General features: G+C 58.5%; 17 protein-coding genes. 3 read left to right on the top strand and 14 right to left on the bottom strand.

Translation table 11 applies throughout. The features are described from left to right. Positions 1-14: 14 nt before the first annotated feature. From ACVBEG_RS23440 to ACVBEG_RS23390, 11 genes are all read right to left on the bottom strand, one after another. Positions 15-659 (bottom strand): methionine ABC transporter permease, encoded by a 645-nt coding sequence (locus ACVBEG_RS23440; protein WP_322177273.1) that lies wholly within the window; start codon positions 657-659, stop codon positions 15-17. Further along, on the bottom strand, positions 649-1,770 hold the full coding sequence (locus ACVBEG_RS23435) for a methionine ABC transporter ATP-binding protein (protein ID WP_322177274.1): 1,122 nt from the start codon (positions 1,768-1,770) through the stop codon (positions 649-651). Before ACVBEG_RS23435 ends, ACVBEG_RS23440 begins: the two co-directional genes overlap by 11 nt. A gap of 2 nt (positions 1,771-1,772) precedes the next feature. Next, the gene (locus tag ACVBEG_RS23430) at positions 1,773-2,561 is read right to left on the bottom strand and encodes a MetQ/NlpA family ABC transporter substrate-binding protein (RefSeq protein ID WP_416151983.1); all 789 of its coding nucleotides are present in this window, start codon (positions 2,559-2,561) and stop codon (positions 1,773-1,775) included. 67 nt (positions 2,562-2,628) lie between these two features. Next, positions 2,629-3,990 carry an LLM class flavin-dependent oxidoreductase gene (locus ACVBEG_RS23425; protein WP_323565798.1) on the bottom strand — a complete coding sequence of 454 codons (1,362 nt, stop codon included), beginning with the start codon at positions 3,988-3,990 and terminating at the stop codon, positions 2,629-2,631. Further along, positions 3,990-5,195, bottom strand: coding sequence for an SfnB family sulfur acquisition oxidoreductase (locus ACVBEG_RS23420; protein ID WP_322218875.1), 1,206 nt, complete (start codon positions 5,193-5,195; stop codon positions 3,990-3,992). Before ACVBEG_RS23420 ends, ACVBEG_RS23425 begins: the two co-directional genes overlap by 1 nt. 19 nt (positions 5,196-5,214) lie before the next feature. Next, entirely contained in the window at positions 5,215-6,456 is a 1,242-nt protein-coding gene (locus tag ACVBEG_RS23415; RefSeq protein WP_323565796.1) for an SfnB family sulfur acquisition oxidoreductase, read from the bottom strand. A 238-nt stretch (positions 6,457-6,694) separates the two neighbouring features. Then, positions 6,695-7,414 carry a hypothetical protein gene (locus tag ACVBEG_RS23410; RefSeq protein WP_322218879.1) on the bottom strand — a complete coding sequence of 240 codons (720 nt, stop codon included), beginning with the start codon at positions 7,412-7,414 and terminating at the stop codon, positions 6,695-6,697. Between the two features lie 286 nt (positions 7,415-7,700). Continuing rightward, a complete protein-coding gene (tcyN, locus tag ACVBEG_RS23405) occupies positions 7,701-8,444 on the bottom strand; it encodes an L-cystine ABC transporter ATP-binding protein TcyN (protein WP_322177279.1) in 744 nt (247 codons plus the stop codon). A 3-nt stretch (positions 8,445-8,447) separates the two neighbouring features. Further along, positions 8,448-9,113: a cystine ABC transporter permease gene (gene tcyL, locus ACVBEG_RS23400; protein WP_219063783.1), complete on the bottom strand. Its 666-nt coding sequence runs from the start codon at positions 9,111-9,113 to the stop codon at positions 8,448-8,450. Next, a complete protein-coding gene (gene tcyJ, locus ACVBEG_RS23395) occupies positions 9,113-9,910 on the bottom strand; it encodes a cystine ABC transporter substrate-binding protein (protein WP_219063744.1) in 798 nt (265 codons plus the stop codon). The genes tcyL and tcyJ overlap by 1 nt, the downstream gene beginning before the upstream one ends. A 232-nt stretch (positions 9,911-10,142) precedes the next feature. Then, positions 10,143-11,141, bottom strand: a complete 999-nt coding sequence (locus ACVBEG_RS23390) for a D-cysteine desulfhydrase (protein ID WP_322177280.1) — start codon at positions 11,139-11,141, stop codon at positions 10,143-10,145. 215 nt (positions 11,142-11,356) lie between these two features. Here ACVBEG_RS23390 and epsC point away from each other — a divergent pair, with 215 nt between their 5' ends. Continuing rightward, positions 11,357-12,310, top strand: a complete 954-nt coding sequence (gene epsC, locus ACVBEG_RS23385) for a serine O-acetyltransferase EpsC (RefSeq protein WP_322177281.1) — start codon at positions 11,357-11,359, stop codon at positions 12,308-12,310. Between the two features lie 273 nt (positions 12,311-12,583). Beyond that, positions 12,584-14,584 carry a choline transporter BetT gene (gene betT / locus ACVBEG_RS23380; protein WP_322218883.1) on the top strand — a complete coding sequence of 667 codons (2,001 nt, stop codon included), beginning with the start codon at positions 12,584-12,586 and terminating at the stop codon, positions 14,582-14,584. 38 nt (positions 14,585-14,622) lie between these two features. On the opposite strand, the gene ACVBEG_RS23375 is transcribed toward betT, so the two are convergent. After that, a complete protein-coding gene (locus tag ACVBEG_RS23375) occupies positions 14,623-15,390 on the bottom strand; it encodes an SDR family oxidoreductase (protein ID WP_447108345.1) in 768 nt (255 codons plus the stop codon). Between the two features lie 270 nt (positions 15,391-15,660). On the opposite strand from ACVBEG_RS23375, the gene mgrA reads away from it, so the two are divergent. Next, the gene (gene mgrA, locus ACVBEG_RS23370; protein WP_322177283.1) at positions 15,661-16,698 is read left to right on the top strand and encodes an L-glyceraldehyde 3-phosphate reductase; all 1,038 of its coding nucleotides are present in this window, start codon (positions 15,661-15,663) and stop codon (positions 16,696-16,698) included. A gap of 377 nt (positions 16,699-17,075) precedes the next feature. On the opposite strand, the gene ACVBEG_RS23365 is transcribed toward mgrA, so the two are convergent. Both ACVBEG_RS23365 and ACVBEG_RS23360 read right to left on the bottom strand, forming a co-directional pair. Beyond that, positions 17,076-17,255, bottom strand: coding sequence for a hypothetical protein (locus ACVBEG_RS23365; protein WP_323568077.1), 180 nt, complete (start codon positions 17,253-17,255; stop codon positions 17,076-17,078). Beyond that, positions 17,252-19,015: an amidase gene (locus ACVBEG_RS23360; RefSeq protein ID WP_447108344.1), complete on the bottom strand. Its 1,764-nt coding sequence runs from the start codon at positions 19,013-19,015 to the stop codon at positions 17,252-17,254. Before ACVBEG_RS23360 ends, ACVBEG_RS23365 begins: the two co-directional genes overlap by 4 nt. Positions 19,016-19,129: the final 114 nt, after the last annotated feature.

The raw sequence follows: 19,129 nt of genomic DNA, 5'->3' as shown, positions 1-19,129 counted from the left end.
CGTTGTTCAATCACTCAACGCTTGTTCAGCACCTGAGCCAGCCGATCACCGCCAAACTGAATCACTGCGACCAGCACCACTAACAAGGCAATCACAGTGAGCATCACCTGGCTGTCGAAGCGCTGATAACCGTAGCGGTAGGCGATGTCACCCAATCCACCTGCGCCGATAGCCCCGGCCATGGCCGACGAGTTGATCATCGTCACCAGTGTAATGGTGAAGCCGCCGACGATACCCGGCAACGCTTCGGGCAGCAGCACATGCCAGATGATGTGCCATCGGCGGCAGCCCATGGCTTGCGCGGCTTCGATCAGGCCATGGTCGACCTCTCGCAGGCTGACTTCAGCGATGCGCGCAAAAAACGGCGTCGCTGCGATGGTCAGCGGCACCACGGCCGCCCAGACGCCGTAGGTGGTGCCGACGATCAGCCGGGTGAACGGAATCAGCGCGACCATCAGGATCAGGAACGGAATCGAGCGGAACAGATTTACGAAGGCGCCCAGCACGCGATTCAGAGTGGGCGCTTCGTAGATTCCGCCTTTGGCGCTGGTGACCAGAATCACTGCCAGCGGAATGCCCAGCAGCAGGGCAATCAATGACGATACACCGACCATCAAAAACGTATCGATGACACCTTGAAGCAGTCGATCAAACCACATAACCCAATACCTCCGCGCGTTGCGCCAGTGTGCGGGCGCGATTGAGTAACTCGTCCAGGTCATGGGGCGAGTGGGCGACCTCGATCACCAGATGTCCCAGTGCGCGGCCCTGAATGCGCTCAACCCCACCCTGCAACAGGCTGATCCGCCCGCCAAGGGAATTGAACAGCGCGGCCAGGTCCGGTTCTTCGCCGCCAACGCCAGTGAAATGCACGTCCAGTACCACCGCAGCCGTGGGGTGCTGTGGCTCGGGGTTCAAGCGCGCTTGCACATCCTCGGGGAGCCCGTGTTGCAGCGGCGCCAGCAAGGTTTTGCTGACGTCGTGCCGAGGGTTGCCGAACACCTGCCACACAGGGCCGTGCTCGACGATTTGACCGTGTTCAAGCACCACCACCCGGTCGCAGATATCGCGGATGACCGCCATTTCATGGGTGATCAAAATGATGGTCAGGCCCAGCCGTTTATTGATCTCGCGTAGCAGACCGAGAATCGATTGCGTGGTCTCCGGGTCCAGCGCCGAGGTGGCTTCATCGCACAGCAGAATCGCCGGATCATGGACCAGGGCGCGGGCAATCCCCACGCGCTGTTTTTGTCCGCCCGACAGTTGTGCCGGGTAGGCCTTGTGCTTGTCTTGCAAACCGACCAGTTCCAGCAGTTCGGCGACTTTGCGCTGGCGCTGTTCACGTGGCACGCCGGCGACTTTGAGCGGCAGTTCGACGTTCTGCCACACGGTCTTGGCCGACATCAGGTTGAAGTGCTGAAAGATCATCCCGATACGCCGACGCAGCTGCACCAGATGGTCTTCGTCGAACTCGCTGATGTCCACCTGATCGATCAGCACCCGACCGCTGCTCGGGCGCTCCAGGCGGTTGATGGTCCGAATCAATGAAGACTTGCCCGCGCCGCTACGGCCGATGATGCCGAACACCTCACCGCGTTGAATCGCCAGGTCGATGTTCTGCAGTGCATCCACCGGCCCGTGCTGGCTGTCATAGGTTTTGCCCAGGTTGATAAAACGCACATGGGCCCGATTCAAGTCCGGGTGCAGCTCCGAGGGCTGCTCGGCCCTGGGCGATTCATGCTGTAACTGGCGTTGGGCGGTCGCGTTCATGTTCAGCCTTCCCAGCCGGCTTGATAGAGTTTGCCATGGGCTTTATCCAGGGCGGCGCGAACAACGGGCGAGTGCTGGTAGATGTCGACGAACTTGGCCAGACGCGGGTCATTTTTGTTCTCGGGCTTGATCACGAACTGGATCACGTATTCCTTATGATCCAGACCGTCGAACAGCAACGCGGAACCGGCATCGAAGGTTTTCGACAGGCGAATGTAGGCCGGGTAGCCCTGCACCAGATCAGCGTCATCGTAGGCGCGCACCAGTTGCACAGCCTCGACCTGAATCAGTTTGATTTTTTTCGGGTTGGCAACGATGTCTTCTTCGGTGGCCTTGTAGCCGACGCCAGGTTTGAGGGTGATCAGCCCGGCTTTGGCCAGCAGTTGCAGGCCGCGTCCGCTGTTGATCGGGTCGTTGGCGATGGCCACGGTGGCGCCAGTCGGCAGCTCATCGAGGCTTTTGTACTTCTTCGAATACAGCCCGACGTTGTTGATGATCCCGGACGCGTAAGGCACCAGATGGAAGCCCGCTGCGGCATTGGCATTTTCCAGGAACGGGACGTGCTGGAAGTAATTCACGTCGATATCGCCTGCCGCGAGGCTGACGTTCGGGGCGATCCAGTCGCTGAACTCCACCAGTTCGACCTTCAGGCCTTGCTTGCCGGCTTCTGCGACGGCCGCTTCCAGCGGGATGGCAAAGGCGGCGGTAGTGCCGACTTTGAGCGGTTTATCGTCGGCGTGGGCGTTGAGAGTGAAGAGCGCGAGGGCCAGGGTGATTATTGTTTTGGTCATGGCTGAAATCCTGGGCGTAATAAGGGCTGGAGTTGATGTTGTCTGACCGTGCGCAACAGTTGCATTGTTATTTCCCCGCATGTCGATACCCCGTTCCCGCATGCGACGCAGGTAAACGTGGGCCCTCGCGAAACAGCTTCTCGCGCAGGGTGCCGCTGCCATAAGCGGTTTTGTAAGAACCACGGCGTTGCAGTTCCGGAATCACCACATCGATGAAATCCGCATAGCTTTCCGGGGTCACGGTGCGGGTCAGGTTGAAGCCGTCGAGACCGGTTTCGGCGATCCAGGATTCCAGTTCGTCAGCCACCTGTTCCGGCGAGCCGACCAGGGTGAAGTAGCGCCCGCCCAGCGCGTGTTGATCGAGCAGTTTGCGGCGGGTCCAATCATTGTTTTTCAGGCTCTTGGTCGCCGACTGGATCGCGTTGCTTTTCACGTACTGGATCGGCTCGTCCAGTGTGTATTCCGCGAAGTCGATCCCGGTAGAGGCCGCAAAATGCGCAACGCCTGCTTCGGCGCTGGCGTATTCCAGATACTCCCGATGCTTGGCGCGGGCCAGTTCCTCGGTGGCGCCGACGATCACATTCAAGCCCATGAACACCTTGATGTCCTCGGGGTTACGCCCGGCGGCTTTGGCGCTGGCGCGAACCTTGTCCACTTGCTCGCGGGTCGCGACCTTGTTTTGTCCGCTGATAAAAACGCACTCGGCATGGCGCCCGGCGAACTGCAAACCGCGATCAGAAGTGCCTGCCTGAAACAACACCGGGGTGCGCTGCGGTGACGGTTCGCAAAGGTGATAACCCTCGACCTGGTAGAACTCGCCTTTGTGCCGAACCTTGTGCACTTTTTCGGGCTGGGCATAGATCCGTTGCTGGCGATCATTGATCACCGCGTCATCTTCCCAGCTGCCTTCCCAGAGTTTGTACAGCACCTCCAGGTATTCATCGGCCTGATCATAACGACGGTCGTGTTCGACCTGTTCGCTCAGGCCAATGGCCTTGGCTGCACTGTCCAGATAACCGGTAACAATGTTCCAGCCCACGCGGCCACGGCTCAGGTGGTCGAGGGTCGACATGCGTCGGGCAAACAGATACGGCGCTTCATACGTGAGGTTGGCGGTCAGGCCGAACCCCAGATTTTTCGTGACCGCCGCCATGGCCGACAGCAGCATAAGCGGGTCATTGACCGGCAACTGGATCGACTCTTTGAGCGTTACATCCACCGAGCTCTGGTACACGTCGTACACACCGGTGATATCGGCGATGAACAAGCCATCGAACAGGCCGCGCTCCAGCAGTTGCGCCAGCTCAGTCCAGTATTCGAGAGTCTTGTACTCGGTGGAGTTGTCCCTGGGATGCGTCCAAAGGCCATGGTTGATATGGCCAATGCAGTTCATGTTGAACGCATTGAGGAGGATTTTTTTCTTGGTCATCAGAGGGTCCCCCGCAGTGGCGGGTTTGTATCATTGAGGTAGTAATTGCCGATGGCGTGATATTTCCAGCGCACCGGGTCGTGCAGGGTGTGCACGCGGGCGTTGCGCCAGTGACGGTCTAGGCCATGCTCGGCCAATGTGGCTTGACTGCCCGCCAGCTCGAATAAGGTGCTGCCCGCTGCGAGAGAGATTTCGGTACTGATGGCGCGTGCTTCGGCCACCGCAATGGACGCGGCGGCGACGTTTTCAGCGGTGCTGTCGGCTTGGGCGCGATCAAGAAACTCACCGGCGCGTTCCAGTAGCGCTTCGGCCGCGTGCAGGCGAACGCCAAGCTTGCCGAAGCTGTGCAGGGTCAATGGATCGTCCACGGCTTTTTCGATACCGGAATCAATCCATGGCCGGGTGCGAGTGCGGACGAAGTGCAAGGCGTCCTCATAGGCCGCGCGGGCGATGCCGGTGTCGATGGCCGCATGAAGAATCTGTGCCAGCGGGCCTACGGTAGTGGGGCGTTCGAAGGCAGTTTGAAACGGCACCACGTCATCGGCGCTGACAAACACGTTATCGAACACCACAGAGCCGCTGCCGGTGGTGCGCTGGCCGAAGCCGCTCCAGTCATCGATCACCGTCAGGCCCGCAGCGTCACGCGGGACGAAGGCCAGTTGTTGCACACCTTGTTCGTCCACCACCGAGGTCGGTATGCGCTGCGCATACAAGGCGCCGGTCGCGTAAAACTTGCGGCCGTTGATGCGATAGCCATCACCGTCCTGGGTCAGGCGCGTAGTGCGGTCGTGAGCGGTTCTGGTGCCCAACTCGGCCAGTGCGTTACCGAAGCGTTGCCCGGCTAGTACTTCCGCGTACAGGCGTTTTTGCTGTTGAGCGCTGCCGTTCACGCGCAGCACCTCAAGGGCATAGAAATGGTTCTGAGGAATCTGTCCGAGGGACGAGTCAGCCTCGGCGATCAGTTGTGTGACCTTGGCCAGGGTGACGATGGAAACGCCCGCACCGCCGAAAGCTTTTGGCACGCTGATGCCCCACAGACCGGAGCGGGAAAACAGTTCCAGTTCTTCGTGTGGCAAGCGGCGTTCACGGTCACGCAGGGCGCTGTCGCGCTTAAAATGTTCAGCCAGATCGGCGGCCATGTTCAAGGCTTGGGCGTCGCTGTCGATCACTGCTGCCGTTTGCGGCAGGTGAGATATAAGGCTCATACGTTCTCCAGTGCTCTGGTCAGATCCAGGAATGCCGGGCCGGCACTGTGCCGTTCAGGTGGTAAGCGCCGACGGCGTGGTATTTCCAGCGCACCGGGTCGTGGAGCGTGTGAACGCGAGCGTTGCGCCAATGGCGGTCGAGGTTGAACTCGGCCAGAGTGGCGCGACTGCCTGCCAGCTCGAACAGCTTTTCGCTGGCGAGCAGGGAGATTTCAGTGGTCAGGACCTTGGCTTCTGCAACGGCAATCGAGGCGCGAGCGGCAGAGGCTACGTCCACGGGCGCGGCGTTGACCTCATCCAGCACCTGACCCGCTTTGCGCAGTAATGCTTCGGCGGCGTGCAGTTCGAGTTTCAGTTTGCCGATGTCGGCGATCACGTACAGATCGTCGCTGGCCCGTTCGACGTTGGCATCGATCCATGGGCGCGAGCGCTCGCGGACAAAACGAATGCTGTCGTCGATGGCTTCGCGAGCGATCCCGACATCGATGGCCGCCTGGATCAATTGCGACACGGCGCCCTGAATGTTCGGCGTATGCGCCAGGCGCCAGTTCTCGATGATGTGCTCGGCTTCCACCGGCACGTTATTGAGCAGCACCGTACCGCTGGCGGTGGTGCGTTGGCCAAAGCCGGACCAGTCATCGACAATGCGCAAACCCGGTGTGCCACGCGGGACGAATACCAGCACTTGTCGACCGTCATCGTTCAGTGCTTTGACTGCCACCCAATGCGCGAACAGCGCCCCGGTGGAATAGAACTTCTGGCCGTTGAGGACAAACCCGTCGCCCTTGGCGGTGATTCTAGCTTTGATATCCAGGGTGTTTTTGGTGCCGCGTTCAGGCCCGGCATTGCCGATGCGCCAGCCGTTCAGCACGCTTTGAAACACCTGTTTTTTTTGTGTTTCGTTGGCGCTGCCCAACAACGAATTGAGGATGCCCACCTGATTCTGCGGGATCTGCCCCAACGCAGGGTCGGCGGCGGAAATGATCTTGAACACCTCCGCCAGGGTCACGAATGAAACCTGCGGGCCGCCGTATTCCCGGGGGATGGAAATGCTCCCCAGCCCGCTACGGGTGAAGTGTTCTATTTGGGCCCACGGCAGTTTGCGCTGACGATCACGCTGTGCCGCCTGCAAGCGCGCGAGCTGCGCCAATTCATGGGCAGCGGCGATGGCTTGGGCGTCGTTACTCAGGACCTTCGCTGGCAATAGCAGCGGGGCGATGTCCAGATCGCTCTGGAGAGGTGTAGCCACGAGATCCGACATCAGCGCCGCTCCGTGGCGGTACGCAATGCCCTGGCGATCTGCACGGGGGTAATTGTGAAAGTGACCATTCCAAACCTCACATCGACATAAGCCGCGTCTCTGCGGCGAAAACAAACTGACGGTGGTCCGGTGGTCCGGTATATATACCCTAAGCGTGTATAAAAATTAAATAAACTTACTTTTTGGAATAAGCATAGACGGGAGAGTTGCAGATCGTGATTTAAAGCTCCGTGGTGTATTAATCAGCGACGCCACTGACGTTAAGTGCGCGTGGTGGTGCCCAGCGTGACGTGTTGCCCACCCGGTCGATAATGCAGTAAGTCACTTCCAGCTGATGGTCTTCGCCTCCTTCCAGAATCAATGCCGGCGGAATATTCAATGTAATGGGCTTGCCCACATCGCTGGCATCGATGGCTGGCAGATCCATGCGCACATCCCCCCAGCGCAGGGTGATTTCATCTTTGGCGGCCATGTTTTGGTACGCCTCAATGGTCAGCTCAACACCCCTTCTCCGCTGTTTTGCGGTGAGCCCGTGGCGCAGCAGGGCGTCGGGTACAGCCAAGGGCGCGAGGCTCTGGTTTTCTTCTGGGCTCAACGGGTTGGGGTGACCACCAGGACAATCGAGTTTTACCCATACATCTATGCTCGCGGAGAGCGACGGCGTACTGCCGATTTTTTGGATCTGGTACCAGATTTTGACCTTGCCGCTCTGTAAAAAACTTTCCGGGACACGCAGTGCCAGGGTCTCGCCGATATCTGCGGTCGTCAGCAGCTTTGATGCAACGTAACGGCCACCCCAGAACAGTTCGATCAGGTCGCCCTCGTCCATGGCCGCATAAGGCTTGATAGTGACCCGCAGATGCGCGGCGGCACTCACGCCAATACCGTGCTTGTTTGCTTGGGGCAAATAAGGGGCATGCAGTTTGATCTGATGGGACGTTTGGGTCGCACAAGCCATGTTGAATACTCCTCGTGATCAGCGGCTAACACGCGGCGCCGCGGATACCTCTATGAATGGATATCAATGAATCGTGATAGCCAGCTAAGAGAGGATGGGAACGAGTGTCAAGGCAGTGCGAGCGTGAAACGCGAGCTTCGGATGGAATCAGACAGTTCCTACATTTGTACGGCTTGTGGGTTACTTGGGTCTCAGTACTGCGTCCTACTCAGCAACCCCAAGAAATGTCAGGCGCGAAAAAAAACAGCGCCGGGTGAGCGCTGTTTTTTGTTATCTGCAGGGTTGATCAGTGCCTGCTTCGTTCCAGAAACTGGCGAGTCCGCTCTTCCTTAGGGTTGGCAAACAGCGCCTTGGCGTCGCCTTGTTCAACGATCACGCCCTTGTCGATAAAGATCACCCGGTTGGCGACATCCCGGGCAAAACTCATCTCGTGAGTCACGATGACCATGGTGCGTTTCTCTTCCGCCAGGGCGCGGATGGTCGTCAATACTTCACCCACCAACTCCGGGTCCAGCGCTGAGGTGGGCTCATCGAACAGAATGACCTCGGGCTCCATGGCCAAGGCGCGGGCAATCGCTACCCGCTGTTGCTGGCCGCCGGACAGTCGCCGTGGGTACGCGTCTTCCTTGCCGGCCAGGCCGACCTTGGCCAGCAGCTTACGCGCCAGCGCCTCGGCTTGCGGGCGGGGCATTTTTTTTACCACCAGCGGGCCTTCCATCACGTTTTCCAGCGCGGTGCGATGGGGGAACAGGTTGAAGTTCTGAAAGACGAAACCCACGTGCTGGCGCAGTTGTCGAATCAAGCCTTGCTGCTGACTCAGCGGGCGACTGCCATCGATCTCGATGTCACCGACGATGATCTTGCCGCTGGTGGGTTCTTCGAGAAAATTGAGGCAACGCAACAGGGTGGTTTTACCGGAACCGCTGGGTCCGATGATGGCCACAACCTCGCCAGCTTCGACGGTCAAATCGATGCCGTTGAGTACCGTCTGCCCTTTGAATTTCTTGGTCAGTTTTTCAACCACGATCATGCTTCAAGACTCCTGATCATGTCGGTTGACCCTCGCTTCCAGGCGGTGCTGCAGGTGCGCGAGCAGGCTGGCAAGGATCCAGTAGATCAGTGCGGCGGCAAGGTACATGGTGAAAATTTCGAAGGTCCGCGCAGTGATCAACTGTGCCTGACGGAACAGCTCGGGCACCTGAATGGTTGCCGCCAACGCGGTGTCCTTGACCAGTGAAATGAAGCTGTTGCCCAGCGGCGGCAAAGCGGTTCTCGCGGCTTGCGGAAGAATCGCCCGGCGCATGGTTTGCGCACGGGTCATGCCGATGCTGGCCGCAGCTTCCCATTGTCCGCGATCCACTGCGCCAATGGCTGAACGCAGAATTTCGCAGGCATAAGCGCCCATGTTCAGGGAAAAACCGATCAGCGCTGCGGGCAGCGGGTCCAGTTCTATCCCCAGTTGTGGCAGGCCGTAATAGATCATGAACAACTGGACGAGCAAGGGTGTGCCGCGAAAGAACGACACATATACCCGTGCAATTCCGCTCAGCAGCTTGAGGTGCGATAAACGCATCAATGCCAGGCCGAAGCCCAGCAGCAAGCCGAAGAACATCCCGCCCAGACTGAGGATGACCGTGAAATATGCGCCCTTGAGCAGAAAGGGCGCGGAGTCCAGCGCTAGCTTCAGACTCTCTTCAATCATTGGGTCACGTCAGAGCCAAAGTACTTCTGCGACAACTTGGCGAGGGTCCCGTCGGCACGCAGTTTGTCGATGGCTTTGTTGATGGCGGCGACCAACTCGGGCTCGCCTTTGCGTATCGCGATACCGGATTCCTGGCGGGAAAACGGCGCGCCGGACACGGCTAGCTTGTCATTGGTTTTTTTGACCATTTCGAATGCGGCCAGACGGTCAACGAGGATCGCGTCAGTGCGGCCGGCGATCAGGTCCTGGAATTTGGTAGGGTCATCGTCATAGGTTTTGACGATGGCTTTAGGCACGTTTTCCTTGAGCCATTGTTCGTAGTTGGTGCCCAGGCCGACGCCGACTTTTTTGTCTGCAAGGGAGTCAGGTGTCGGGAACTTGCCTGCGTCCTTCTTCTGGGTCAGCGCTTGAATCCCGGAGATTGTGTAGGGCTCGGAAAAGTCGTACTTCTTCTTGCGCTCTTCGGAGATGGTCACCTGATTGATCACCACATCAAGGCGTTTGGATTCCAGCGCCGCGAGGATGCCATCCCATTTGGTCGGTTGCAGTTTGGCTTTCACCCCCAGCTCTTTGGCGAGGGCTTGGGAGAACTCGACTTCAAAGCCGTTGAGGTCGCCTTTCTCGTCCACGAAGCTGAACGGCGGATACGTGCCTTCAAGGCCGACATTGATCGTGCCGCTGTCCTTGATTTTTTGCAGCTGGTCCCCGGCGACGGCTTGCCCGATCAGGCTGGAGCCGAGCACAAGGCTCAATGTGGAAAGAAGAAATGTCCGGCGGATGGCAGCAATGTTCATGACGAGCCCCTTATGGTGTTTTGAGCGACAGGCAAGAATCAGACCCAATGAACGCTACTGCGGCCTTGAAACTTAATCCAGTTATTTCAGGCGACTTTATTCCCTTAGTGAGCCTTCACAGGGCGTGGCTAATCCTGCACGCCGTGTGACTATAGGGGCTGCTGCATATGAATTAAAATAATTAAAAATAATTTATATATTTCTAATTGGAATATGGAGGCTGGCTGGAAAATCAGCCCGAAAAGGCGCCGGGATAAGCGAACAAGGCCGGCGCGCCGCCCGTGTGCAGGAAGATGATCGGACCCTCATTGAAGCGCTGGCGACCGATGCCGTCGAGCAGCCCAGACATGGCTTTGCCGGTGTACACAGGATCGAGCAACAGGCCTTCCTGGCTGGCGACCAGCTTGATTGTGGCCAGGGTGCCCGCGTTGGGTGCGCCGTAACCGGGTGCGAAATATTCATCCCACAGGTCGATCTTGAAGCTGCTCGGCAGATTGATGCCCAGTAACTCTGCAGTTCTCTGTGCCAGTCCTTCGACTTTCGGCCGCTGGGCTTCTTCGCTACGTGACACGGTAACGCCCACCACAGGCAACCGGGGCAACGCTTCGCTGAGTCCCAAGGCCAGGCCGCTTTGCGTGCCAGCACTGCCAGACGCGAGGACCACGGCGGCAAATGTCAGCCCGGTCTGCTCGATTTGTTCGGCCAACTCCAGCCCTGCGCGCACATACCCCAGCGCGCCCAACGCGTTGGAGCCACCAATCGGCACCGAATAAGGCTTTTTGCCGCCAGCCCGCAGACGGGCGGCGAGGGCATGCAGTTGCTCATCGGCGTTATCCAGGTTCTCGACCAGCTCGACCTTGGCGTCGAACAGGTCCAGTAACAGGCGGTTGCCATTGCTCAAGTAGCTGGTGTCGGTGCTGGCGATGGGGTTTTCCAGCAGCGCGACGCAACCCAGGCCCAGACGTGCAGCCAGCGCGGCCGTCTGGCGCACGTGGTTGGACTGGATTCCTCCGGCGGTAATCAACGTGTCGGCACCTTGGGCCAACGCGTCGGCAGCCAGGTATTCGAGCTTGCGCACCTTGTTGCCGCCCAGTGCCAGTGTGGTGGTGTCATCGCGTTTGACATAAATATCCCGGCCGGTCCAGGCAGACAGACGCTCCAGTTTTTCCAGTGGAGTGGGGGCGCCGAGCAATTTCAGGCGGTTAAAACGAGCGAGCTGTTGTTTGATCATGGTGGTCAATTGGCCGGGAAGTGAGTCGATGGACTATAGGCAACCGACTGAGCCCTGTGCAACATTTGCAGGAATGGACGGTGTTCGGCAAAGGCCCTACGGAAATTGTTAATTTTTCGTCGCAAAAGTTTGCCGTAGAGTGGGAGCATCAGCGGCCGTTATCGTGCGACCGTGAACGTGGCTCTTTTACCTTGAATGCAGAAGGAGTGGTGAGCGTGAGCGATATTCCAGAGGCATCGGCCGACAGCCGTACCGATAACTGGCAGTTGCAGCAAATCGTCAACCAATTGCGTGCGGCGCGTGATGACTGGCGCACGCGTAATGGGCGTGTGAGTGGTGAGCATGGCGGTCGTGAGCTGCCCTCACGAGCGGCCATGCGCGACATTCTCGAAGCACTGTGTGGGGCGTTGTTCCCGATGCGCCTGGGGCCGGTGGACTTGCGCGAAGAGAGCGAGGACTTCTACGTCGGCCATACCCTCGACGTGTCCCTCAATGCGTTGTTGGCGCAGGCTCGCCTGGAACTGCGCTATGTGGCGCGTCAACATGGCAAGAACGTCGCCGCTGCCGACACGCACGCGGTGCAGCTGATTCAGGATTTCGCCAGCGCCTTGCCGGTGATTCGCCGTTTGCTGGACACCGACGTGCTGGCGGCCTACCACGGCGACCCGGCTGCGCGCAGCGTCGACGAAGTGTTGCTGTGCTATCCGGGCATTCTGGCGGTCATTCATCACCGCTTGGCGCACCACCTGTACCGCGCCGGCCTGCCGTTGCTGGCACGGATCAGTTCGGAGATTGCACACTCGGCCACCGGCATCGACATCCACCCCGGCGCGCAGATTGGCCAGAGCTTCTTTATCGATCACGGGACAGGTGTGGTCATCGGTGAAACCGCGATCATCGGCGAACGTGTGCGCATCTATCAGGCTGTGACTCTGGGCGCGAAACGCTTCCCGGCGGACGAAGACGGTCAATTGCAAAAAGGCCACGCCCGTCATCCGATAGTCGAAGACGACGTGGTGATCTATGCCGGTGCGACCATTCTTGGGCGCATCACCATCGGCGAAGGTTCGACCATTGGCGGCAACGTCTGGCTGACCCGCAGCGTACCGGCTGGCTGCAACCTGACCCAGGCTAACCTGTTGCAGCAGGATGATGGGTGTCAGAAGTAGGGCGCTGAGTCGCCTGACACCTCATTCTCATGAATGAATTCGTTCCCACAGAGATTGCTTTTCTGTGGGAACGATTAGTGCTCTCCATGCGTCACACCTCCATACCAAGCGAGCGACAACCCGCCTGCGATTAGTCCTCGCGGGGCCATTTATGTTTAACTTGACCGTTCGTTCAAGTTAAATTCGGTGGTTCGCTGCCCGCTCACAACAGGAGGCTTACCCCTTGAGTTCGTTTTTCCCGGTTACTTCCCTCTTCCATGAGGCGCAGTCCCTATGAGTGCGCCTACCCCGCAGGTCAGCAGCCAAGTTCGGATGAATCCGCCGGTTTTTTATTTTGCGGCGGGTTTCATTTTGCTGTTCGGGCTGCTGGTGATTGTCTTTCCGCAACGCTCCGGCGAGTGGTTACTGGCGGCGCAAAACTGGGCGGCCAACACGGTCGGCTGGTATTACATGCTGGCGATGACCCTGTATCTGGTCTTCGTGGTGGTCACCGCCTTGTCTGGCTACGGCAAGATCAAGCTCGGTGCCGACCACGACGAACCCGAGTTCAGTTATTTGTCCTGGGCCGGCATGTTGTTCGCTGCCGGGATCAGCATCACCCTGTTCTTTTTCTGCGTTTCCGAGCCGCTCACCCACATGCTGCAACCGCCACAGGGCGAGGGCGGTACCACCGAGTCGGCGCGACAGGCCATGCAGCTGCTGTTTCTGCATTGGGGTTTGCATGGTTGGGGTGTGTTCGCGTTTGTCGGCATGGCGTTGGCGTATTTCGCCTATCGGCATAACCTGCCGCTGGCCTTGCGCTCGGCGTTGTACCCGCTGATCGGCAAGCGCATCAACGGTCCTATTGGCTATGCGGTGGATGGTTTCGGCATCATCGCCACGGTGTTCGGGCTGGGCGCTGACATGGGCTTTGGCGTACTGCACCTTAATTCAGGCCTCGACTATCTGTTCGGTATGCCACATACCCAATGGATTCAGGTGGGGTTGATCACCCTGATGATGGGGGCGGCGATTCTGGTGGCCATCGCGGGCGTGGACAAGGGCGTGCGCGTCATGTCCGACATCAACATGTTGTTGGCCTGCGCGCTGCTGCTGTTCGTGTTGTTCGCCGGTCCCACCCAGCATCTACTGAACACGCTGGTGCAGAACATCGGTGATTACCTGGGCGCGCTGCCCACCAAGAGTTTCGATGTTTACGCCTACGATAAAACCGGCGACTGGCTGGGCAGCTGGACCGTGTTTTATTGGGCATGGTGGATCGCGTGGTCGCCCTTTGTCGGGCTGTTTATTGCGCGTATTTCCCGTGGCCGCACCATCCGTGAGTTCGTCTGCGGCGTGCTCTTGATTCCGCTGGGTTTCACCTTGGCCTGGATGTCGATTTTTGGTAACAGCGCCATTGACCAGGTACTCAATCACGGCATGGTCGCGCTCGGGCAGTCAGCCATCGACGACCCTTCGATGACCCTCTACCTGCTGCTGGAAAACTACCCGTGGAGCAAAACTGTCATTGCCGTGACGGTGTTCATCAGCTTTGTGTTCTTTGTCACCTCGGCGGATTCTGGCACCGTGGTGCTGTCGACCCTGTCCGCGCGTGGCGGGAGTGCAGACGAGGATGGACCGAAATGGCTGCGGGTGTTCTGGGGCGTAGCGACTGCCCTGATCACCAGCGGGTTGTTGTTTGCTGGCAGTATCGATTCGCTGAAATCGGCGGTGGTGCTGACGTCGTTGCCGTTCTCGCTGATTCTGTTGCTGATGATGTGGGGGCTGCACAAGGCTTTCTATCTGGAGTCGCAGCGGCAAATCGCCCAGCTGCATTCGCTGGCGCCGGTGTCCGGCTCGCGCCTTGGGCGTGGCGGGTGGCGACAGCGCTTGACCCAGGCTGTGCACTTCCCGTCACGCGACGAGGTCTATCGTTTCCTTGAGCAGACGGTGCGTCCGGCCATCGAAGAGGTCACGGCGGTGTTCGTCGAGAAGGGCCTGAAGGTGGTGACCCAGCCCGATCCGAGCAACGACAGCGTCAGCCTGGAAGTCGGCCACGGCGACGAGCGTCCGTTCATCTATCACGTGATGATGCGCGGTTATTTCACGCCGACCTTTGCTCGCGCCGGCATGGGTTCGAAAGGCATGAACAATCGGCGTTACTACCGCGCCGAAGTTCACTTGAGTGAAGGCAGTCAGGATTACGATCTGGTCGGCTACACCAGGGAGCAGGTGATCAACGACATCCTTGACCAATACGAGCGGCACTTGCAGTTCCTGCATTTGGTGCGCTGATGCAAAAAAAAGCGCCTGAATGCCCCGATGATCGGGCTTCAGGCCAGCCCGCCGTTGGCGCGCAAAATCTGCCCGTTGACCCAGCCGGCATCCGGGCCGACGAGGAAGGAGACGACGTTGGCGATGTCTTCTGGCTGACCCAGGCGTTGCAACGGTGGCATCTTGGCGAACTGCTGGATCTGCTCTTCGCTTTTACCGTGCAGGAACAACTCAGTCGCAACGGGCCCAGGCGCGACGGCGTTGACGGTGATGTTGCGGCCGCGCAGTTCTTTGGCAAACACATGGGTGAAGGATTCGACGGCCGCCTTGGTGGCGTTGTAGATCGCGTAACCCGGCAGGTTCAGTGCCAGGGCGGTGCTGGAGAAATTGACGATACGACCGTCGTCATTCATCCGCGTAGCGGCTTCCCGCAGGGTGTTGAAGGTGCCACGCGTGTTGATCCCGAAGGTCTGTTCGAACAACTCGTCGCTGGTGTCGGCCAAGGGGGAGGGATTCATCACGCCTGCGTTATTGATCAGCACGTCGACACGGCCCAGTTGCTGTTCGGTCACGTCGAACAGAGTGCGCACGTCGGCCGCGTTCGATACGTCAGCCTTGATGGCAACAGCCTGGCCGCCGTTGGCGACGATCCGGGCGACCAAGGTGTCGGCTTCGGCAGCACTGTTGGCGTAGTTGACGGCGATGGCGAAACCGTCGGCAGCCAGACGCTTGGCGATTTCAGCGCCAATGCCGCGTGATGCGCCGGTAACCATAGCGACTTTGCGCGCGCGGGTGTGAGTGGCCTGATTCTGGGTAGTAGGGATCATGCTGCACCTCCTGACTGAATGTGTTTGTAGATTCACATGTTTATTCAGGGCGATAAATGGCCGTAAATTGCCTTTACTGTTCAATAAATCTCAACAATACAGTGCAGTACGGGGGCGTCTTGATTAGTCGGACTATTGGGGTGGGGCGCTTACGGGTATGCTCGGCCAGCTCGCCTGACCCCGTTGCAGCAATCGGTGTATTAAAAAAAGCAGGAACTGCGAGCTACGTTCAGGGGTCGCACCCATGCACCTTTAACGAGAGAGGATTCGATGACTTATATCGCTGCCGAAAACCGTTATGAATCCATTCCGTACCGCCGCGTCGGCCGTAGCGGCCTGGTTTTACCGGCCTTGTCCCTTGGGCTGTGGCACAACTTCGGCGACAGCACGCCGATGGACACTCAGCGTTCACTGCTGCGTACCGCCTTCGATCTGGGCATCAACCACTTCGATTTGGCCAACAACTATGGCCCGCCCTATGGCAGCGCCGAGATCAACTTCGGTCGTCTGCTGCGCGAAGACTTCAAGCATTACCGAGATGAGCTGATCATCTCCAGCAAAGCCGGTTGGGACATGTGGCCGGGGCCTTATGGTCAGGGCGGCGGCTCGCGCAAATACGTGCTGGCCAGCCTCGATCAGAGCTTGCAGCGCATGGGCCTCGATTACGTCGATATCTTTTATTCGCACCGTTTCGACCCGCTGACCCCGCTGGAAGAAACCGCCAGCGCCCTGGCCACCGCCGTGCAGCAAGGCAAGGCCCTGTACATCGGCATCTCGTCTTATTCCGGGTCGAAAACCCGCGAAATGGCGGCGTTGCTCAACGAATGGAAAGTGCCGCTGCTGATTCATCAACCGGCTTACAACCTGCTCAACCGCTGGGTCGAAAAAGACCTGTTGGACGCCACCGAAGAACTCGGCGCAGGAGTGATCGCCTTTACGGCACTGGCGCAAGGTTTGTTGACCGACAAATACCTGAATGGCGTGCCGAAGGATTCGCGGGTCAATCGCCCGGGCGGTGGGTCATTGCAGGCGTCGCACCTGTCCGAGAGCAACATCGCTCACGTGCGTGCCCTCAATGAAATCGCCCAGCGTCGTGGCCAGAGCCTGGCGCAAATGGCGCTGGCCTGGACCCTGCGTGATCCACGCGTGACCTCGGCGTTGATCGGCGCCAGTCACCCAGAGCAAATCATCGAAAACGTCGGGGCCTTGAAAAACCTGTCGTTCAGCAGCGAAGAGCTGGCCGAAATCGACCGCTTCGCAGTTGAAGGCGGGATCAATCTTTGGGAAAAACCGTCGACTGATCAGTAATTGACAGCGCTACTATAGGAGTCTGTGCCTGACGCATATTTTTAACTGTGGGAGACTTTACGACCAGGTTTGCCAAGGACGGCGCTCCACGATAAGGTTTCAGGACTTGTTGGGGTTTCACCAAGAGGTGTTGGCTTGTTTCTATCTTCGCTCTTACACGATGCATTCTTTATCGGCGCTTTGGTGGAAGGGGTGGGGCGAGGTCTCCCACGGTCTGTACTGTCTCATCAGTCAGAAGCGAACTGTTCGTCCCACCACCCCTTCAAGTCCTACCATACAAGCGAATGAATTCGCTCCCACATGGGTCCTTTAGTACACCAAATCTGTGGGAGCTGGCTTGCCTGCGAAGGGTTTGATGCGCTTTGTCAGACAGGCCGCTATAACGCAATCTCTGGTCTCTCACGCTCAAACGGGTAATACACCGGCCCGAGTTTCGCTCGCCACGCCACGGCCATGAACCTTGGCACCTCACTTCTCGGATTTGCGGGTAATTGCCCTGGATTGATCGGTGGCGTCCATTTAACGGTAAAGAATGGCGTGCTGCTGATCAGGCTCATGAGCGCCCCCTCTGCATGATAATCGGATCGGTCGAGGTTTCTGGTGTCACAGGCTGCACGCGCGGAATGTGCGGCGGCCGTTTCGTGTCAGGGCCGAATGTGGGGTCTGGCGGCACCGCATTATGGTATTCCGGAAATCGATCCTGAAAATCTATGGCAGCTTGAATGATCATCGCTTCGTTGAAGCGTGTTCCCCAGAATGCTGCAGTGATCGGCAATTGCGCGGGTAGACCGGTCCGCCCATATCCTATGGGAAATGTCAGCATGGGCCAACCTTGTAAGTTAGGCACGTTGTAGTGTGAACGTTGGTTCGGCAGCCTTTCGCTGCCATCAAAGCGCCTGCCGATGTGAGCACCCAATGGCATGACCAGCATAAAGTCCACGGCGTAATCATCAAGCGCCTGTTGGAGAAGCGCTTGCTCTCGTCGGCGCCGTTCCTCAGCTTCCGTTCTCATGGCAGAGGTGATGTAGCTCGCAGAGGTATTGGTCGCGGGGTGGTAATGCCCAAGTAACTCGGTCCGGTACTCGGCTGGCAGGTCCTGCGCAAATTCCGCAACCGACTGCCAGTGTCGACAGTCGAGTCCGTTACTCCAGAAAACTGCTTTGAATGGCGTGATGGGTTCTAGGTCCGGCAGTAACCCTAACTCGTGAGAGTGGGTGAAAGGTGCATTGTCGGGAATCTGTAGATCCAGGCCCGGGAATTCAACGACAGTGGCACCCAGGTCCCGTAGTTGCCCCTTAAAGCGATCGAACGCTAGCTTGTAGTCGGGGTCGTAGGTGTCGGCGGGAGGAACGGAGATGGAGTTCATCCAGTCCGTTTGAGGCACCCCAATGGTCAGCCCGCGCAGAGGCAAAAGGCCCTCTCTGGCGGTCGTTGGCAGCAGGTTTGGCGGGATCGGTGCCGACAGGGTATGGGGATCGTTGAGCTGATCGATCCCCGAGATGAGTGACAAAATCAGTGAGGCATCGCGAACCGACCGGCACATCGGACCTATCACATCAAGGCCGTTACTTGCGGGCATCAGACCGGCTACGGATACCAGCCCAAGAGATGGTTTGATCGCGCTGGCTCCGTTGCACGCTGCGGGGATGATCATCGAGCCGCCGGTTTCCTCGCCCAGCGACGCCGCGCAAAGGCGGGCCACTGGCGCGACCCCTGAGCCTTGGCTGGATCCGCCGGGTGCTCGCGCCGGGTCCCAGGCATTTCCAGCAAAAGTCCCCGTTGTATCGCCCGAGTAAGCCGAACACGTATTGTGCCCGACCAACACCGCACCTTGTGCCCGAAGCTTGGTCACACAGGTAGCATCCTGAAGCGCAATATTGCTGCTGAATGCCGCAGTGCCGTTTGTACTCTTTCGGTCTTGTATGCCGATTGAATCTTTCACTCCCATCGCAATACCACACAGTGGTGGTGCCGGGCCGCGTTCGTCGTTGGGATTGCTTAGCCATTCATCGGCCAGTCTGGCTTGTTCCTGGGCCTCTATCAGATCGATGCGCACGAAGGCGTTGTAGCCGCCGTTTTCATCATAGGTTTCGAAGGTGCCGTTGAATTGGCTGATTCTATTCAGGTAGGCGAGGAGCACTTGTTCTGCGGTCAACTTATTCGGATTGCCCTCGCGGAACAACGCAGCCATTTCGACGACTTCATAGTCGACGATTCGGTCGCGTTTTTTGATTGAGGAACCACGGGGGAGCGCTGCGAGAAGGCGGGCATTGAGTGCCTGCTCTTCGGGGGTAAATGCAAAAGTCGGTTTTTCCATGACGGCTATCTCCTTGATGACCTCAGGATCGAGGTCATTTTTGGAGCTAACCAGTGAAAGACAGATCTGTAAACCCTGTCAGAAATGACAGGTCATGGCAGCCGAATAGTCTGC

Source organism: Pseudomonas sp. GG8 (assembly GCF_052976945.1).
The sequence above is the reverse complement of the archived record's forward strand: the minus strand, read 5'-3'. Positions and strand labels throughout refer to the sequence as shown.

Excerpts from the sequence above, each read along its gene's own strand:
- ACVBEG_RS23390 (WP_322177280.1), bottom strand. The coding sequence starts at position 11,141 with ATGATCAAACAACAGCTCGCTCGTTTTAACCGCCTGAAATTGCTCGGC.
- mgrA (WP_322177283.1), top strand. The coding sequence starts at position 15,661 with ATGACTTATATCGCTGCCGAAAACCGTTATGAATCCATTCCGTACCGC.
- ACVBEG_RS23440 (WP_322177273.1), bottom strand. The coding sequence starts at position 659 with ATGTGGTTTGATCGACTGCTTCAAGGTGTCATCGATACGTTTTTGATG.
- ACVBEG_RS23425 (WP_323565798.1), bottom strand. The coding sequence starts at position 3,990 with ATGACCAAGAAAAAAATCCTCCTCAATGCGTTCAACATGAACTGCATT.
- ACVBEG_RS23420 (WP_322218875.1), bottom strand. The coding sequence starts at position 5,195 with ATGAGCCTTATATCTCACCTGCCGCAAACGGCAGCAGTGATCGACAGC.
- tcyJ (WP_219063744.1), bottom strand. The coding sequence starts at position 9,910 with ATGAACATTGCTGCCATCCGCCGGACATTTCTTCTTTCCACATTGAGC.
- ACVBEG_RS23375 (WP_447108345.1), bottom strand. The coding sequence starts at position 15,390 with ATGATCCCTACTACCCAGAATCAGGCCACTCACACCCGCGCGCGCAAA.
- ACVBEG_RS23365 (WP_323568077.1), bottom strand. The coding sequence starts at position 17,255 with ATGAGCCTGATCAGCAGCACGCCATTCTTTACCGTTAAATGGACGCCA.
- ACVBEG_RS23415 (WP_323565796.1), bottom strand. The coding sequence starts at position 6,456 with ATGTCGGATCTCGTGGCTACACCTCTCCAGAGCGATCTGGACATCGCC.
- tcyN (WP_322177279.1), bottom strand. The coding sequence starts at position 8,444 with ATGATCGTGGTTGAAAAACTGACCAAGAAATTCAAAGGGCAGACGGTA.
- ACVBEG_RS23435 (WP_322177274.1), bottom strand. The coding sequence starts at position 1,770 with ATGAACGCGACCGCCCAACGCCAGTTACAGCATGAATCGCCCAGGGCC.
- ACVBEG_RS23430 (WP_416151983.1), bottom strand. The coding sequence starts at position 2,561 with ATGACCAAAACAATAATCACCCTGGCCCTCGCGCTCTTCACTCTCAAC.
- ACVBEG_RS23410 (WP_322218879.1), bottom strand. The coding sequence starts at position 7,414 with ATGGCTTGTGCGACCCAAACGTCCCATCAGATCAAACTGCATGCCCCT.
- ACVBEG_RS23360 (WP_447108344.1), bottom strand. The coding sequence starts at position 19,015 with ATGGAAAAACCGACTTTTGCATTTACCCCCGAAGAGCAGGCACTCAAT.
- betT (WP_322218883.1), top strand. The coding sequence starts at position 12,584 with ATGAGTGCGCCTACCCCGCAGGTCAGCAGCCAAGTTCGGATGAATCCG.